Genomic DNA, 16,866 nt, shown 5'->3' on the forward strand with positions numbered 1-16,866 from the left:
TTAATTTTTTAAAGCTGACTTTAGCTGTGCCCCAGCTGCATGGCTATACATTTAATAACAATGGATCAACCTGCATTCATCGTGATGGTTGCCGAAGGGCAACATATTATCCATGCGTTGCAGATCTGCAATGAGATGGAATCTTCGGCTAAGGCGCGCGGCACCGGTATCGCTAAGCGCTCCCCGGATTATATTGCCCAGAAAATGCTTGAAGGGAAAGCAGTTATAGCGCTTCATGCTGACGGCACCTGGGCGGGTTTCTGCTACATCGAAACATGGGGCCACGGCAAGTACGTGGCTAACTCTGGCCTGATCGTGTCGCCGGAGTTGCGTAAAAGTGGCCTGGCGCGCCAAATCAAGAAGAAGATATTCGAGCTTTCCAGAACCAAGTACCCGGATGCCAAGATCTTTGGCCTGACAACCGCCCTGGCCGTAATGCGCATCAACTCCGGCCTGGGCTATACGCCTGTAACATACTCTGAACTAACCGATGACGAGGAGTTCTGGAAGGGTTGCCGAAGCTGCGTGAACTTTGAAATTCTGCAGACTAAAAACCGCACGAACTGCCTGTGCACCGCCATGCTTTACGACCCAGCCAAGGAAAGGGACTTTATGGCACTGCCCGTGGTTGAGAAAAAGCCAGCCCCAAAGCAAAACAGCGTGAACGATCGCTGGCTGCGCCACCGCCTGAAGCCTGGGCAGCAACCGGGCCTTAGCGCGGCTGAAATCAGCACTGTACAAGTATAAAATCGCATCATCAGCAAGTAAAAATAGAAATGAAGAAAGTAGTTTTAGCCTTTAGCGGCGGCCTCGACACCTCTTACTGCGCCATTTTCCTGGCACAGGAGCTTGGCCTGGAAGTATACTCAGCCATTGTAGACACAGGTGGTTTTTCGGAAGAGGAGCTGAAAGAGATTGAGCGCAGGGCCTATGCCATGGGCGTAAAACAACACACGCACCTGAACGAGACGGAGCACTTCTATAACAGTTGCATCCGTTACCTGGTGTTCGGGAACATCCTAAAGAACAATACTTATCCGCTAAGCGTGAGCGCGGAGCGCGTAACGCAAGCCATCGCCATCGCTAACCACGCCAAAAGTATAGGAGCCGATTTCGTGGCGCATGGGAGTACCGGCGCCGGCAACGATCAGGTGCGCTTCGACATGGTGTTCCAGGCGCTGATCCCGGAGGTGGAGATTATTACCCCGATTCGTGACAAGCGCCTTTCACGCGAGGAGGAAATAACCTATCTGAAGGAGCACGGTGTGGAGATGGATTTTGCCAAAGCGCAGTACTCCATCAACAAAGGCATCTGGGGCACCTCAGTAGGAGGCAAGGAAACGCTTACTTCGCACCTGCCACTGCCGGAGGAGGCCTATCCAACGCAGCTAAGCAAAACCGAGCCAGAGCGTGTTACTTTATACTTTGAGAAAGGCGAGTTGAAAGGCGTTAACGGCCAGACGTTTGAGCACCCGGTACAGGCCATCCAGCACCTGCAGGAACTGGCCGCTCCATTTGCCATTGGCCGGGATATCCACGTGGGCGATACCATTATCGGCATCAAAGGTCGCGTTGGTTTTGAGGCGGCCGCCCCGATGGTGATCATCAAAGCGCATCACCTGCTGGAGAAGCATGTGCTGACGAAGTGGCAGCTGTACTGGAAAGACCAGCTTTCGGCCTGGTATGGCAACTGGCTGCATGAGGGGCAGCTGTTGGACCCGACGATGCGCGACATTGAAGCTTTCCTGGAGAGCACGCAGCAAAATGTGACGGGCAAAGTGTTTGTGCAACTGGCGCCATACCGCTTCCTGGTGGAGGGTATTGAAAGTGCCCATGACCTGATGAGCGACAAGTTCGGCAGCTACGGCGAAATGAACCGCGCCTGGACCTCTGACGATGTGAAAGGCTTTGCCAAGATCTTCGGTAACCAAACCAAGATGTACCACACGGTAAACAACACGGCGGAATGGGCGGAGTAAGTATAAAAGCAGGCATAGTGGGTGGCGCTGGCTACACCGGCGGCGAACTGCTGCGCCTGCTCCTCAACCACCCAAACGTTTCCATCTCCTTTGTGCACAGCAACAGCCAGGCAGGCAAGCCCGTGTACGAGACACACCGCGACCTGCTGGGCGAGACAGAGCTATGTTTTACCGGTAAGCTACAGCAGGATGTGGATGTACTATTCTTGTGCGTAGGACATGGCGCCGCAAAGTCTTTTCTGGAAGCTGAGCAGTTATACCCAGGTATAAAAATCATCGACCTGAGCCAGGATTTTCGCTGGAATGAAAGCTTGAATGATAATATGGTAAACAGCTGTGGGAGAGACTTTGCATACGGACTTCCGGAGTTGCAGCGAAAGCTTATTCAGGAGTCTCAGAACATCGCCAATCCGGGTTGCTTCGCTACGGCGATACAGCTGGCTTTGCTCCCTTTGGCCAAGCAAGGTTTACTTACAGAGGAGGTGCAGGTGAGCGGTATTACCGGCAGTACCGGAGCTGGACAAAGCCTGAGCTCCACCTCGCACTACAGCTGGCGTAGCGGCAATATCTCCAATTACAAAGTACTCAGCCATCAGCACCTGCACGAGATCCGCCGCACGCTGCAGGGCATGCAGCAGCAGGAGTTGCCAGGTATAAACTTTGTGCCTTACCGTGGGCCGTTTACCCGCGGTATCCTGTGCACGAGCTATACCCGTTGCAACCTAAGCCAAACCGAGGCTGAGGAACTTTACGCTGGCTATTATAAGGGGCACCCCTTTGTAAGCATCAGCAAAAGCACCCCGGACCTGAAGCAGGTGGTAAACACAAACAAATGTATCCTGCATTTGCAGAAAGAAGGCGATTACCTTGTTATCACAAGTATGATCGATAACCTCCTGAAAGGCGCTTCGGGGCAGGCTGTGCAGAACATGAACCTGATGTTTAACCTGGATGAACATGCCGGGTTGAAACTTAAGGCATCTGCTTTCTAAAAGTATAAATCATTAATTCATAACGATATGTACGTTAAGTATTTTATCTATTGTTTAACCTCTTACATCTAATTATACACCATCACCATGAATGTATTCGATGTTTATCCGCTCTTCAATATCACCCCTGTAAAGGCCCAGGGCGCTTATGTCTGGGATGACAAGGGCAACCGTTACCTCGACCTGTATGGTGGTCACGCCGTTATCTCCATAGGGCACAGCCACCCGCATTACGTGAAGCGCATTGCGCGCCAGCTCTACGACATTGGCTTTTACTCCAACTCAGTGCAGATGCCGCTCCAGCAGGAACTGGCCGAGAAGCTTGGACAGCTGAGTGGCTACGAAGACTACAGCCTTTTCCTGTGTAACTCCGGTGCCGAAGCAAACGAAAACGCCCTGAAGCTGGCCTCATTCCATACCGGCCGCCAAAAGGTGATTGCTTTTAAAGGAGCTTTCCATGGCCGCACTTCTGCTGCAGTAGCTGCCACAGACGATCCCAAAATCCAGGCGCCAATCAACAAGACGGATAACATCATTTTCCTTCCGCTAAACGATAGAGAAGCGTTTGCCAACGCCTTGCAGCAGCACGGGCAGGAGCTGGCTGCGGTTATTGTAGAAGGTATACAGGGCGTTGGCGGGGTTCAGCTGCCAGAGCCCGCATTTCTTAAAGCCCTTGCATCAGGTTGTGAAGAGGTCGACGCCCTGCTGATCCTGGATGAGGTGCAGTCGGGATATGGCCGTTCCGGCAAATTCTTCGCGCATCAGCACGCCGACGTTAAACCTCACCTGATCACGACAGCCAAAGGCATGGGCAACGGCTTTCCGGTGGCCGGGGTGCTGGTAAACCCTGCCCTGGAGGCGAAGCATGGCATGCTGGGCACTACGTTCGGTGGGAATTACCTGGCCTGCGTGGCGGCTTTGGCGGTACTGGAAGTGATGGAGGAAAAGAACCTGATGGATAATGCCTCTGTACTGGGAGAGCGCCTGATGCAGGAGCTGCGCCAGTTGCCGGGCGTAAAAGAAGTCCGTGGGCAGGGACTGATGATCGGCGTGGAGCTTTACAAGCCTTGTGCCGGTATACGCAAGCAGCTGCTGGAGGAGTTCCAGATCTTCACGGGTTCCTCTTCAGATAAAAATACGCTGCGCCTTCTGCCGCCGCTGTGCATCGGCATGCGCGAGGTAGACAAATTCCTTGAGGCTTTCGAAGCCATTCTGTATCAAGCTGAACCACAAGCAATCTAATGAGAAAATATACTTCGGTGCATGACGTAGCCAACCTGACCCAACTGGTGCAGGAAGCGGAGCACCTGAAAGCGAATCCCTATAAGTATAAATCCCTCGGCGAGAACAAGACGCTGGGCCTTATTTTCCTGAACCCAAGCCTGCGCACTCGCCTGAGCACGCAGAAGGCTGGGCAGAACCTGGGCATGAATGTGATTGTGATGAACCTGGACAAGGAAGGATGGGCACTGGAAACGCAGGAAGGGGCCATTATGAACGGCACAACGGTGGAGCATATCAAGGAGGCTGCGGCCGTGATGGGGCAGTACTGCGACATTATCGGCATCCGCTCGTTCCCGAAACTGCAGAACCGCGACGAGGATTACAACGAGGAGCTGCTGAACCAGTTCATCAAGTATACCAAAAAGCCAATCGTGAGCCTGGAGTCTGCCACACGTCACCCGCTGCAGAGCCTGGCCGACCTGCTTACGATCAAAGAGAACGTCCCAGGCGGCAAACGCCCTAAAGTAGTGCTTAGCTGGGCTCCGCACATCAAGCCGATCCCGCAATGCGTGGCAAACTCCTTTGCCGAGTGGATGGGGCAGGCCGACGTGGATCTGGTGATCACGCACCCGGAAGGGTACGAACTGGCGGATGAGTTTACCCAAAATGCCACGGTTACAACGAACCAGCAGGAGGCGCTTGCCGGAGCTGACTTCATTTATGTAAAGAACTGGTCTAGCTACACCGACTATGGCAAAGTGCTGACGGATGGGGATGGCTGGATGCTGACGAACGAAAAGCTTCAGGGAACGAACAACGCCAAGGTAATGCACTGCCTGCCAGTTCGCCGCAATGTGGAGCTTAGCGACGAGATACTGGACGGGGAGAACTCGCTGGTGCTGGAGCAGGCCAACAACCGCACCTACGCTGCCCAGGCTGTGCTGAAGCGCATGCTGGAGGCACTGTAGTTGTTGCTTGTTCGTTATTTGTTATTCGGTTATACCGACGAAGATTAAAAGTATAATTAGAATGAATGCTGCATCCTTTGGTTACATATCAAGGTGGGCATGTCAAATCAAATCTAAACCCTTTATACATCGGGCAAAAGAATGTATTATGTCTTTTGTCCTGATTCTTTAGTCTTAAAAATGATTATAGTAAAAATAGGCGGGAATATTCTGGATAACCCGGAGCGGCTGCAGGCGTTTTTGCTTGATTTCGCGCAGATGCCCGGTCCTAAAGTGCTGGTGCATGGCGGTGGTAAGATTGCCTCTGCCTTGGGCCAGAAATTGGGTATTACCCCGAAGATGGTGGAAGGGCGCCGCATTACCGACGCCGAGACCCTGGATCTGGTGACAATGGTGTATGGCGGCCTGGTAAATAAGAATGTGGTGGCGAAGCTGCAGGCGCTGGGCTGCAATGCCATTGGCCTCACGGGTGCGGATGCCAACATAATTCCGGCACAGAAGCGCCCGGTCAGGGAGATTGACTATGGTTTCGCCGGCGACGTGGCGGGTCCGGAAAGCATAAATGCCGATGCGCTTGAATTTATGCTGGAGGCTGGCTTGACGCCCGTTTTCGCCCCGCTCACGCACGATACCAAGGGAAGTATGCTTAACACCAACGCCGACACCATCGCCTCTGTGCTGGCCACTGCGCTGGCGCATAAGTATAAAGTACAGCTGGTCTATAGCTTCGAAAAGAAAGGTGTGTTGCAAGATGCTGCCGATGATGCTTCGGTGATCCCGTATATCACGGCCGGCAAGTATAAATTGCTGAAAGAAACCGGTGTGGTGAACGCAGGCATGGTGCCGAAGCTGGATAATGCCTTTGCTGCCCTGCAGCAGGGCGTGGCGCAGGTGCTGATCTGTGAAGGGGAGGCGCTCCCAAGTATAAACACCCGGCAATACAGCGGGACGACCCTAAGCCTGAACTGATGGAGCAGCACCAACTATATCGGCAGGCGGTACAGCTGCTGCAGCAATTGATCGCAACACCGTCGTTTAGCCGGGAAGAGGACAAAACAGCTGCCATACTTGCTGATTTTCTGAAGCATTTAGGCGTGAAAGAGGTTCATCAGCAGCTTCATAACGTGTGGGCTTTCAACAGGCACTTCAATCCTGATTTGCCTATGCTGCTGCTAAACTCGCACCACGATACCGTTAAACCCAATGCAGGCTATACCCGCAATCCATTTGAGGCAAGTATAGAAGATGGCAAACTTTTCGGCCTGGGCAGTAACGATGCCGGCGGTTGTCTGGTATCGCTGATCGCTACGTTTTTATACTTCTACGAGCGCGAGGACCTGAGCTACAACCTGGTGCTAGCCGCCACGGCAGAAGAAGAGATTAGCGGCAGAAACGGCATCGAAAGTATTTTCCAGTTGCTGGGTCCGGTGGAGGCCGCCATCGTGGGCGAGCCAACCGAAATGCACCTGGCCGTCGCAGAGAAAGGGCTGATGGTGCTGGACTGCACCGCCAAAGGCAAGGCCGGGCACGCGGCACGCGAGGAAGGGGTTAATGCCATCTATGAAGCCCTGCCGGACATCCAGTGGTTCCAGAGCTATACTTTCCCGAATGTTTCGGGTCACTTGGGGCCGGTGAAAATGAGCGTGACGGTGGTGCAGACGGGCACGCAGCACAACGTGGTGCCGGATACCTGCACGTTTACTGTGGATGTGCGCCTGACGGACGCTTACACCATGGAGGAAGTGTTGGAGACGATACAGCAGCACGTAAAGGCAGAGGTAAAGCCGCGATCCATGCGCCTGAAGCCTTCCAGTATACCCATGGAGCATCCGCTGGTGCAGGCGGGCGTCCGTATGGGACGTACAACGTATGGCTCGCCTACCACCTCAGACCAGGCGCTGCTGCCCATCCCGTCGCTTAAAATGGGACCCGGTTTTTCCGGCCGCTCGCACATGGCCGACGAGTACATTTACCTCCATGAGATAGAGGAGGGCATCAAATTATACATCGAGTTGCTGGAAAAGGTGATCGTTAAGGAAGTATAAATTCACACATTCACTCAACCACTCATTCAAAATTGAAAGTATGAAGCTTTGGCAGAAAAATACGGCTGTTGCCGCTGAGATAGAGAAATTCACTGTTGGCCGCGATGCGGAGCTTGACCTGGAGCTGGCGCGCTTCGATGTGCTCGGCTCGCTGGCGCACACGCAGATGCTGCAAAGTATAGGCCTGCTTACAGCAGAAGAGCTGCAGGTACTGCAGCAGGAGCTGAAAAACATCTATAAAAGTATAGAAGCCGGTGATTTTGCCATTGAGCCTGGCGTGGAGGACATACACTCGCAGGTGGAGCTGGAGCTGACACGCAGGGTGGGAGAGGCCGGCAAGAAGATACATAGCGGCCGCTCCCGAAACGACCAGGTGCTGGTTGATCTGAAATTATACTTCCGCCATCAGTTGCAGGAGGTGGTGCAGGAGGTGCAGGCGCTCTTTGAGGTGCTGCAGGCCCAGAGTGAGAAGTATAAGCATGTGCTATTGCCGGGCTATACGCACCTGCAGGTGGCAATGCCTTCGTCGTTTGGCCTGTGGTTTGGGGCCTATGCAGAAAGCTTGGTGGATGACATGCAGTTGCTTTTGGCTGCCTACAAGATCACCGATAAAAACCCGCTCGGGTCTGCCGCCGGCTACGGTTCCTCTTTCCCGCTTAACCGCCAGATGACCACGGATCTGCTGGGTTTTGAAAGTATGAACTACAACGTGGTGTATGCCCAGATGGGGCGCGGCAAAACAGAGCGCACCGTGGCTGTGGCCCTGGCTGCCGTGGCTGCCACGCTTGCCCGCATGAGCATGGATCTGTGCCTGTACATGAGCCAGAACTTCAGCTTTGTAACGCTGCCCGACCACCTGACCACCGGCTCCAGCATCATGCCCCACAAAAAGAACCCGGATGTGTTTGAGCTGCTGCGCGGCAAGTGCAACAAGTTGCAGGCCCTGCCAACCGACATCAGCATGCTCCTCATCAACCTGCCCTCAGGCTATCACCGCGAGATGCAGTTGCTGAAGGAGGACCTGTTCCCGGCTATCCAGGAGATAAAAGGCTGTTTGCAGATGATGGCTTACATGGCCTGTGAACTGCGGGTGCGTGAGGATATCCTGAAGGATGACAAGTATAAATACCTTTTTAGCGTGGATGCCGTGAACGAACTGGTGCTGCAGGGCATGCCGTTCAGGGATGCCTATAAAGCTGTGGGAGAGCAGATAGAGGCTGGTAAGTTTGAGGCACCGGCCGAGGCAACGCACACGCACGAAGGCAGCATCGGTAACCTCTGCAACGACAAGGTGGCTGAGCAGATGCAGCAGTTGGTAGCCGCCTTTAACTTTGGCCGTGTGCAGCAGGCCTACGAAAATCTGACCAGCGATTGACCAGCGATTAGTGGGATTAGAATGTTTATAGGGATTGTTTCTTGATTTTTAGTTAACAGGAAGCAACAAAATTTGTAGGATCCCCTTCAACACCGGTCCTAGTTCAGGTGGTATTTCTGTGGCTTTATGCTTTTTAGTTGCCGTGAGGTTTGTAGCAGGGATCCTACAAGTAATGCCAGGATAATGGCAAGGGCAATTACGAGGTAAGAGATGACTTTCAGGGAATTCATCTGGCGCTCGGCATTTGCATACAGCTCTTGCCCAACCTGCTCCTGCAGGTGGCTCAGCGCGTGAAGCGGCTGCAGCACTTCTTGAAAAGCGGCCATTCCTTCTTTACGGAAAAGTTTTAAAGCCGCCCCTTTGTCGCCGGTGTGGCTCATAACAAGTATGGTTTGCTGGGCTTTAGCGTACTGCCTGGCAGCCTGTCTGTACATATCCAGGTCTTTAGTTTCCTGTTTTGTAAGATAGGTAGCCTGAAACTTGCGCAACAGCGAGTCCAGCTCTACCTCATTCTGCTCTATGGCCTGCATAATGCGCTGCTCTTCCTCTTGAGCGTCTGTCAGCAGGTGCTCTTCCAGCAACAGGCGGTTTTGGTAATAGCGCTCCTGCATGGCAGATATGTCCAGCGCAGGTACCAGCCGGTCAGCGTATACCGATTTAAACTGACTGCTAACTTTGGTCATGTTGTAGCTTACTAGCCAATTGGCCAGCAAAATTAGCAGAAACACAAAGCCTAGCGCGAGCGCTATTCGGTTTCGGTTACCTATCCTGAAACTCCAAGTCATATATTACCAGATACTTGTGTATTTAAATATACGCTATCTTACTCTAACTTACCAATTTTCAAAAGGTCTTTCTCTTCGGGCACCTTTCCATTAGTCCGTATTATCTTGATAATATTCAATAACTTCTTTCTGCTGCAGCGTATAAAAGACACATTATTGTACCACTGTAAAGGAAGAAGTTATAGGTGATTCCGATAAAAATCCATACGCAACCCGACGACTCTACCTGCGGCCCTACCAGCCTGCATGCTGTATACCGTTATTTTAATGATCCAATTTCGCTGGCCGATGTTATCAAAGAAGTCCCCTCGCTGGATGAGGGTGGTACACTGGAGGTGCTGCTAGCCTGCCACGCGCTGCAACGCGGTTACCGGACCCGGATTTATACTTACAACTTGTTTATTTTTGACCCAACCTGGTTTAGTCTAAGCAACGAGGAGATCATCTTAAAACTGGAGGAGCAGCTAAAGTATAAAAAGACGCCAAAGCTACAGCGGGCCACACAGGCATACATCGAATTTCTGAGGCTAGGGGGCGAGCTCCGTTGCCGCGACCTGAACAAGCAACTGCTTCACGGTTACTTTGAAAAGGGGGTGCCGCTGCTGACCGGCCTGAGTGCCACTTACCTCTACCAGAGCGCCCGCGAGTTTGGCGATGAGCAGGGTAACTCTATCTACGATGATGTACGGGGCTTCCCGATGGGCCATTTTGTGGTGCTCTGCGGCTTTGGAGAGGATGAGAAAAGCATCGTGGTCGCAGATCCCTACCGCGAGAACCCATACTTCAAGGATAACTACTACGAGGTGAGGGCCACCCACCTGATCAACTCTATCATGCTGGGCATGGCTACCTATGATGCCAACCTGCTGGCGATACAACCCCTAAAACCCAAACCTCTCCAAGACTAAATCATGCGAAAAATAATTATTGTGGACTACCCCAAGGACTGGGAGGAGGCGATTGAGGATACCGAGGTAGTCGATGCTCAAACCTACCTTACCAACGCCACCTACACAGACATCCGTAGTGCCCGAATCTTTAACCTCTGTCGCTCGCACCGTTACCAGAGCGCAGGCTATTACGTGTCGTTGCTGGCCGAGGCGCGTGGGCACAAGCCTATCCCGAGCGTTACCACCATGCAGGACCTGAAGAGCCCGACTATTGTGCGGGCCATCACCGTGGAGATCGAGGATTTGATACAGAAGAGCCTTTCCGGCTTGCGCTCCAAAAGCTTTACCCTGAGTATTTATTTTGGGCAGAACCTGGCTCAGAAGTATGAAAAGCTGTGCAAGGCCCTGCACGATCACTTCCAGGCGCCGCTGCTGCGCGCCCAATTCGTGTACAAGGATAACTGGGTGCTGCAGAGTATCTCGCAGATCCCGATTAACGAGGTACAGGATGAGCACCGTAAATACCTGAAGCGCTTTGCAAAGGCATACTTCGCCCGTCACCGTTTTTCCGGTGCGCGCATTAACCGTAAGGCCTATGACCTGGCTATACTGGTAGACCCACAGGAGAAAGCGCCGCCATCTAACGAGAAAGCCATACAACACTTTGTGGAGGCAGCCGAAGGGATGGGTTTTTACACGGAACTGATCACCAAAGACGATTACCGCCGTTTGCCTGAGTTCGATGCGCTTTTCATACGGGAGACAACCGCCGTGAATCACCACACCTACCGTTTTGCTCGTAAGGCCTTCGCCGATGGCCTGGTGGTGATTGATGATCCGGTTTCCATACTTCGCTGCACGAACAAAGTATACCTCGCCGAGCTGTTGACCAAGGCCAAGGTGCCTACACCCAAGACCATAATCATCCATAAGGATAACAGGAAAGAGGTGGAGAAGGAGCTGGGGCTGCCCTGTGTGCTGAAAAAACCGGACAGCTCTTTCTCGCAGGGCGTAGTGAAGGCCAAGGACAAGGAGAGCCTGAAGCTGGAACTGGACAAGATGCTCGAAGACTCTGAACTCATTATTGGGCAGGAGTATACCCCCACTGATTTCGATTGGCGCATCGGTGTACTAGACAAGCAGCCGCTCTACGCCTGCAAGTATTACATGGCCAAAGGGCACTGGCAAATCTATAACTGGAACGGCAAAAAGAAGCAGGATGAGGAAGGAGACGGCGAGGTAATCCCGTTTGAGGAGGTGCCTTTCCATGTGCTGCACACGGCGTTAAAGGCAGCCAACCTGATCGGCAATGGCCTGTATGGGGTAGATGTGAAGGAGATAAACGGTAAAGCGTACATCATTGAAGTGAATGATAACCCAAGTATAGATGCCGGCGTGGAAGACAAGATCCTGAAAAAAGACTTGTATTCATCCATCATCAAATCAATAAAACAACGAATCGACAACCAGAAAAATGGAAACGGTAGAACCGATGGATAGCTCGAGAAAACGGCTGCACCTCTTTGAGGGGTTCGGCGTGGAGCTGGAGTACATGATCGTGGACCGCGACAGCCTGCAGGTAAAGCCGATCACCGACCAGCTGATACACGATGAGGTAGGGGCATACTTATCGGATGTGGAGTTTGGCGATATTGCCTGGAGCAACGAGCTGGTGCTGCACGTGGTGGAGCTGAAGACGCAGGGCCCGGTGAAAAGCCTGGAGCAGCTGCAGCAAAAGTTTCAGGAGCATGTGCACAAGATCAATGGTATGCTGCAGAAGTATAACGCCATGCTGCTGCCCACTGCTGCCCACCCGCTCATGAACCCATATACCGATACCAAACTCTGGCCGCATGAGCACAATGCCGTTTACGAGGCCTACAACCGTATTTTCGATTGCCGGGGCCATGGCTGGGCCAACCTGCAGAGCACGCACCTGAACCTGCCGTTTTACAACGATGAGGAGTTCGAAAAACTGCACGCGGCCATCCGTGTTTTGCTGCCTATTATACCCGCCCTCAGTGCCTCAAGCCCCGTTCTTGATGGCGTAGTAACCGGGCTAGCCGACTCACGCCTGGAAGTATACCGGCAGAACCAGAAGAAGCTGCCAAGTATAACTGGTAAGGTCGTGCCCGAGGCAGTGTTCAGCCAGGCCAACTACGAGGAGCAGGTGCTGCAGCGCATGTACCGCGAAGTGGCCCCGCACGACCCGGAGGGTACCCTGCAGGAGGAGTTTCTGAACTCCCGCGGCGCCATTGCCCGCTTTGAGCGCAACACCATCGAGATTCGTTTACTGGACATCCAGGAGAGTCCGGTGGCTGATATGGCAGTGCTGCAGGCGGTGGTAGCGGTGCTGCAGGCGCTGATTGCGGAGCGCTGGGTGCCGCTGCAGGAATTGAAAGTATGGCACGAAGACCAGCTTTCAGCCATACTTCTAGATGTGATCGCGAAAGGGCAGGAGGCCATACTTACCGATCAGGATTACCTCCGTTTGTTTGGCTACGGTAGCGCGGAGAACTGCAAGGCAGGCGAGCTCTGGAAGCACCTGGTTGAGCAAGCATTGACGCTGGACGACCAGCCGGAGGTGGCAAATGCCCTAAATTTCATTATATCCCGTGGCAACCTTTCGAAACGGATTCTGGAAGCTTTAGGAGATGAGCCTTCCGAAGAGAAGATCCGGCAAGTATACCAGCAACTGGCTGTGTGCCTGCAGAAAGGGAGCGTTTTCTTACCTGACAAACCATGCTAAAATTATTGATTACCTGCGAGCACGGCGGCAACAAGATTCCGGCAGTATACGCAGGCCTATTTAACACAGAACAGGAATTGTTACAGTCACACAGAGGGTATGACATCGGTGCACTGGAGCTTTACGATAAACTGAAGAGTCTGGCGGATAAATCCTTTTCTTCCAGCACTTCCCGGCTGTTAGTGGAGCTTAACCGTTCGGTACATCATAAGTCGCTATTTTCATTTGTTACAGATTCGTTACCGGAGAAGGAAAAGGAACAGGTTTTGCAAAAGCATTATTACCCATACCGGGAGCGGGTGGAAGAACTGATCAGCGACCTGACCATGATCGGGCACCAGGTACTTCACATTGCCGTGCACAGCTTTACACCGGTTTTAGACGGAAAAGAGCGACAGGCGGACATCGGCTTGCTGTATGATCCCAAACGCCCGGGAGAACGAAACTTCTGCCGCGCCTGGAAAAAGGCTTTACTCGAGAAGCAGCCAGAGTTGACGGTTCGGTTCAACTACCCGTACCTGGGCATAGCCGATGGTTTCCCGACTTACCTGCGGCGTAGATTCTCGGATGGGCAGTATATGGGAATAGAGCTGGAGGTGAACCAGAAATTTGCTTTGCAGGGTGGCGATCAGTGGCAAGCGCTGCAACAAACTGCGAAAAAAAGCTTGGAAAATGTAGTTCTGAGCTCCCGAAGAGGGGATTCTGGGGAGTGATATTTTCTATTGATAAAACAAAATATCTTCATTTATAGTATTTAAACTAAATTTCGCCTTCAAGAGGAGCAAAAGCTTAGATGCTTGTAAGTTATTAACTCAATTCGAAAAAATATATCAAAACAGAAAGACTATGAGAATCAAAAGTTTACTTCACTTGGTTGTTGTGCTGTTGTTAGGGCAATTCCTTTTCTCCTGTAGTTCAGCAGAGTATTATAAATTTACACCGGATAAGGCGGAGGCATATAATACCGTAAAACAAAAGCCTGCGCCTGAGGTAGCAGAAGTGGAGGAAGTTTCGCCTTCAGTGGCTGAGATTGCACTTGCCGCAAACGAGGAAGAGGAAGCCGCCAACCTGGCTGAGCCTGTGCTGGAGGCAAACCTGAAAGCTGCACCAGCGGTAACTCCTCGTAAATCAGCTGCCGTGGTAGAGGCCCCTGCCGTTAAAGAAGAAGTTAAATTGGCAGAGCGTGAAATGACCGTAGAAGAGGCTGAGGCCCTGGCTATGGCCAAAGAACGCTTGGCTGACATGACCAAAGCGGAGAAGAAGGAGCTCAAAAAAGAGATGAAAGAGATGATGCGCCAGGGAGGTTCCCGAACATCTGTCGTGGAGATCATACTTGCTATTCTACTTCCGCCGCTGGCCGTGTTCCTGCACGATGGCATCGGTACTTCATTCTGGATTAACATTATCCTGACCCTGCTGTTCGTGCTGCCAGGTATCATACATGCCCTGCTGGTTGTAACAGATACGATCTAAGTTCGCAACATAGCTTAAGAAGAGAAGCACCGTAAAAGCGGTGCTTTTTTTGTTTCCAGGTGTGCAGGGCAGCTAACAGCAAAGGATGCTAAACTGTTAAATGGAATGCAGTTGCTTAAATAGTTAGTAATTAGGTAACTCTATGTAGAAGGTGGTGCCGACATTCTCTTCGCTTTCGAACCAGATACGGCCGTTGTGCCACTCCACTATCGTCTTTATAATGGACATGCCTAGACCGGTAGAGGTTTCGCCCCGTAGTCCCTCTCTTCTGGCTTTGGTAAACTTATCGAACACCTCGTTGTGGTACTGTTCCGGGATACCCACGCCATTGTCTTTTACCGTTATCAGCACTGCTTCATCACGTTCGCTCAGGTCTATGGCTATTTTCCCGTTATCGTGGGTGAATTTGATGGCGTTTGATAAAAGGTTGTTGATGACCTGCATGAACTTAACTTCATCTATATAAGCGTAAAACGTGTTTCTGCTTGAGGTAAAGCTAATATCTTTCTTAATATGCTCTTCTCCCTCCTGGTATTGATCAATGGTATCCTGGATTTTTTTTACCAGGTTTACCCTTCTTTTAACCAGTGCGGCGTTAGATGATTCCAGAAACTCTTGCTGCACAAAGTCACGGATTAGCCGGATACTTCTCTCGCTACTCTCCCGGATTATTCGGATGATGTTGTTTAACTCTGCGTTTTCATACTTGCCCGTAGATTCGGACAACATCCCGGACAGTGCCTTTATGTTTGCCAGTGGGCCAGCCAAATCGTGTGACAGGATTTCAAGCACGGAGTTTTTCTTGGCGGCAAACTTTTCAAGTGTGTCAGTGTTATTTTTCATCTCAGAAATATCATACAGAAACCCCGCGACGTACTTTTTGCCAGCTGCACTAAAAAGTAATTGAGGGTTCAGCAGCAGCCATTTAACTGATTTGTCAGGCAGGATGATCCGGAATTCAAGGTCATTCTTAAGTATACCTTTTAAAAGCTCTCTGTACTGCTTTTGCAGGAAGTCTATGTCGTCAGGATGAATAGATTCAAGTATAAACTCAGGGTGGTGGAGCACACTCTCCCTGGTTCGTTTCCATATCAGGCCAAAAGCATTATTAAGGTAGTTGATTGTGCCCGCTTCCACATCAAAAGAAAAAAACACCCTACTTGTCTGGGAGATCAGTTTCGAAAGGATTTCATTATTTTTTATTTCGTCCATTACTAGCTTATAGTTTCCCCATTTTACTACTATTGCCTGCAGAACGTTTAAATTATGAAGTATGGCCCGGAGGTACACGCACGCTTAGGTCTGCCGGACCAGGTTTGAGGATTATGATCCGGCTCTAAGCATACCTGACGTATAGTTGATTTTAAAATTCGGGAAAGCTAAAAAACTACAAGCTGTATAGAAGACGTATGATAAAGAAACTGTGGATTCACTATGGAATACAAGGACTACTATAAAATTCTGGGCGTAGATAAAAAGGCATCTCAGGCGGATATAAAGAAAGCCTACCGTGCTTTGGCCAAGAAATATCACCCTGACAAAAACAAGGACAACCTGCAGGCGGAGGAGAAATTCAAGGACATAAGTGAAGCCTACGAGGTATTGGGCGACGAGGCAAAACGCAAACAATACGACCAGCTAGGCGCCAACTGGAGACAGTTTCAGCAGGGCGGGCCCGGTGGGCAGTACTATGGAGGTCAGCCAGGCGGCGGCTTCAGGGGTAGTTACCAGGGCGGCGACTTCAGCGACATGTTTGGAGGGGGCGGAGGCGGAGGTTTCTCCGACTTCTTTGAGCAGTTTTTTGGCGGTGGCGGCGCTCGTGGTGGTTTCGGTGGGCAGAGAGCACGTAAAGGGCAGGATTTACAGGCCAATATGGAAATTACGCTTCAAGAGGCTTATGCCGGAACCAGTCGTTTACTGAATTTGAACGAGCAGCAGCTGCGCATCTCAACAAAACCGGGTGTGGCAGACGGGCAAGTACTACGGATTAAGGGAAAAGGAGCTCCCGCATCGGCAGGAGGAGAGCCCGGGGATCTATACATTAATGTACATGTACTACCGGACCAGCGCTACGAGCGCAACGGCGATGACCTGACCACCACACTGCCAGTGGATATGTACACGGCCATACTTGGCGGTGAGGCCCAGGTAAACACCATGAGTGGTGCTGTTAAGCTGAAGATTCCGGCCGGTACACAGAGTGGCAAAACCCTGCGCCTGCGGGGCAAAGGCATGCCGCGCTACGGGCAAGCCAGCCAACACGGCGATCTTTACGTAAAAATAGAGATAATGCTGCCCACCAACCTGAGTGCAGAGGAGCGAGACTTGCTGGAGCGGCTTCGCGAGCTTCGAAAAGCACGGGCAGTTTAATGTTTTAGCGTACAAT

General features: G+C 51.7%; 16 protein-coding genes. 14 read left to right on the forward strand and 2 right to left on the reverse strand.

What is annotated here, in order from left to right:
• Positions 1-60 precede the first annotated feature (60 nt).
• From OO017_RS18075 to argH, 8 genes are all read left to right on the forward strand, one after another.
• Positions 61-747: a GNAT family N-acetyltransferase gene (locus OO017_RS18075; RefSeq protein ID WP_266054105.1), complete on the forward strand. Its 687-nt coding sequence runs from the start codon at positions 61-63 to the stop codon at positions 745-747.
• A 29-nt stretch (positions 748-776) separates the two neighbouring features.
• Positions 777-1,979, forward strand: a complete 1,203-nt coding sequence (locus OO017_RS18080; protein ID WP_266054106.1) for an argininosuccinate synthase — start codon at positions 777-779, stop codon at positions 1,977-1,979.
• Complete coding sequence (gene argC, locus OO017_RS18085) at positions 1,967-2,971, forward strand: N-acetyl-gamma-glutamyl-phosphate reductase (protein ID WP_266054107.1); 1,005 nt, start codon at positions 1,967-1,969, stop codon at positions 2,969-2,971. Before OO017_RS18080 ends, argC begins: the two co-directional genes overlap by 13 nt.
• A gap of 87 nt (positions 2,972-3,058) precedes the next feature.
• On the forward strand, positions 3,059-4,213 hold the full coding sequence (locus OO017_RS18090; RefSeq protein ID WP_266054108.1) for an aspartate aminotransferase family protein: 1,155 nt from the start codon (positions 3,059-3,061) through the stop codon (positions 4,211-4,213).
• Complete coding sequence (locus OO017_RS18095) at positions 4,213-5,163, forward strand: Rossmann-fold NAD(P)-binding domain-containing protein (protein ID WP_266054109.1); 951 nt, start codon at positions 4,213-4,215, stop codon at positions 5,161-5,163. Before OO017_RS18090 ends, OO017_RS18095 begins: the two co-directional genes overlap by 1 nt.
• 180 nt (positions 5,164-5,343) lie before the next feature.
• A complete protein-coding gene (gene argB / locus OO017_RS18100) occupies positions 5,344-6,132 on the forward strand; it encodes an acetylglutamate kinase (RefSeq protein WP_266054110.1) in 789 nt (262 codons plus the stop codon).
• Complete coding sequence (locus tag OO017_RS18105; protein ID WP_266054111.1) at positions 6,132-7,208, forward strand: M20 family metallo-hydrolase; 1,077 nt, start codon at positions 6,132-6,134, stop codon at positions 7,206-7,208. Before argB ends, OO017_RS18105 begins: the two co-directional genes overlap by 1 nt.
• A gap of 40 nt (positions 7,209-7,248) precedes the next feature.
• Positions 7,249-8,583, forward strand: a complete 1,335-nt coding sequence (gene argH / locus OO017_RS18110) for an argininosuccinate lyase (RefSeq protein ID WP_266054112.1) — start codon at positions 7,249-7,251, stop codon at positions 8,581-8,583.
• Positions 8,584-8,681: 98 nt separating this feature from the next.
• Here the strand turns inward: argH and OO017_RS18115 are convergent, their stop codons facing one another.
• Positions 8,682-9,368 carry an MCP four helix bundle domain-containing protein gene (locus OO017_RS18115; protein ID WP_266054113.1) on the reverse strand — a complete coding sequence of 229 codons (687 nt, stop codon included), beginning with the start codon at positions 9,366-9,368 and terminating at the stop codon, positions 8,682-8,684.
• A 185-nt stretch (positions 9,369-9,553) separates the two neighbouring features.
• On the opposite strand from OO017_RS18115, the gene OO017_RS18120 reads away from it, so the two are divergent.
• The 5 genes from OO017_RS18120 (at position 9,554) to OO017_RS20105 (ending at position 14,480) form a co-directional block, all read left to right on the forward strand.
• Positions 9,554-10,276: a C39 family peptidase gene (locus OO017_RS18120; RefSeq protein ID WP_266054114.1), complete on the forward strand. Its 723-nt coding sequence runs from the start codon at positions 9,554-9,556 to the stop codon at positions 10,274-10,276.
• Between the two features lie 3 nt (positions 10,277-10,279).
• Positions 10,280-11,758 (forward strand): RimK family ATP-grasp domain-containing protein, encoded by a 1,479-nt coding sequence (locus OO017_RS18125; protein WP_266054115.1) that lies wholly within the window; start codon positions 10,280-10,282, stop codon positions 11,756-11,758.
• Positions 11,733-13,007: a carboxylate-amine ligase gene (locus tag OO017_RS18130; RefSeq protein ID WP_266054116.1), complete on the forward strand. Its 1,275-nt coding sequence runs from the start codon at positions 11,733-11,735 to the stop codon at positions 13,005-13,007. The genes OO017_RS18125 and OO017_RS18130 overlap by 26 nt, the downstream gene beginning before the upstream one ends.
• Positions 13,001-13,720, forward strand: coding sequence for an N-formylglutamate amidohydrolase (locus OO017_RS18135; protein ID WP_266054117.1), 720 nt, complete (start codon positions 13,001-13,003; stop codon positions 13,718-13,720). The genes OO017_RS18130 and OO017_RS18135 overlap by 7 nt, the downstream gene beginning before the upstream one ends.
• A 133-nt stretch (positions 13,721-13,853) precedes the next feature.
• Positions 13,854-14,480: a YqaE/Pmp3 family membrane protein gene (locus OO017_RS20105; RefSeq protein WP_439651328.1), complete on the forward strand. Its 627-nt coding sequence runs from the start codon at positions 13,854-13,856 to the stop codon at positions 14,478-14,480.
• A gap of 123 nt (positions 14,481-14,603) precedes the next feature.
• Here OO017_RS20105 and OO017_RS18145 read toward each other — a convergent pair whose 3' ends face one another.
• Complete coding sequence (locus OO017_RS18145; RefSeq protein WP_266054118.1) at positions 14,604-15,692, reverse strand: PAS domain-containing sensor histidine kinase; 1,089 nt, start codon at positions 15,690-15,692, stop codon at positions 14,604-14,606.
• A 222-nt stretch (positions 15,693-15,914) separates the two neighbouring features.
• Here OO017_RS18145 and OO017_RS18150 point away from each other — a divergent pair, with 222 nt between their 5' ends.
• Positions 15,915-16,850 (forward strand): DnaJ C-terminal domain-containing protein, encoded by a 936-nt coding sequence (locus tag OO017_RS18150; protein WP_266054119.1) that lies wholly within the window; start codon positions 15,915-15,917, stop codon positions 16,848-16,850.
• Positions 16,851-16,866 lie beyond the last annotated feature (16 nt).

Source organism: Pontibacter anaerobius (assembly GCF_026241195.1).
Classification (GTDB): domain Bacteria; phylum Bacteroidota; class Bacteroidia; order Cytophagales; family Hymenobacteraceae; genus Pontibacter; species Pontibacter anaerobius.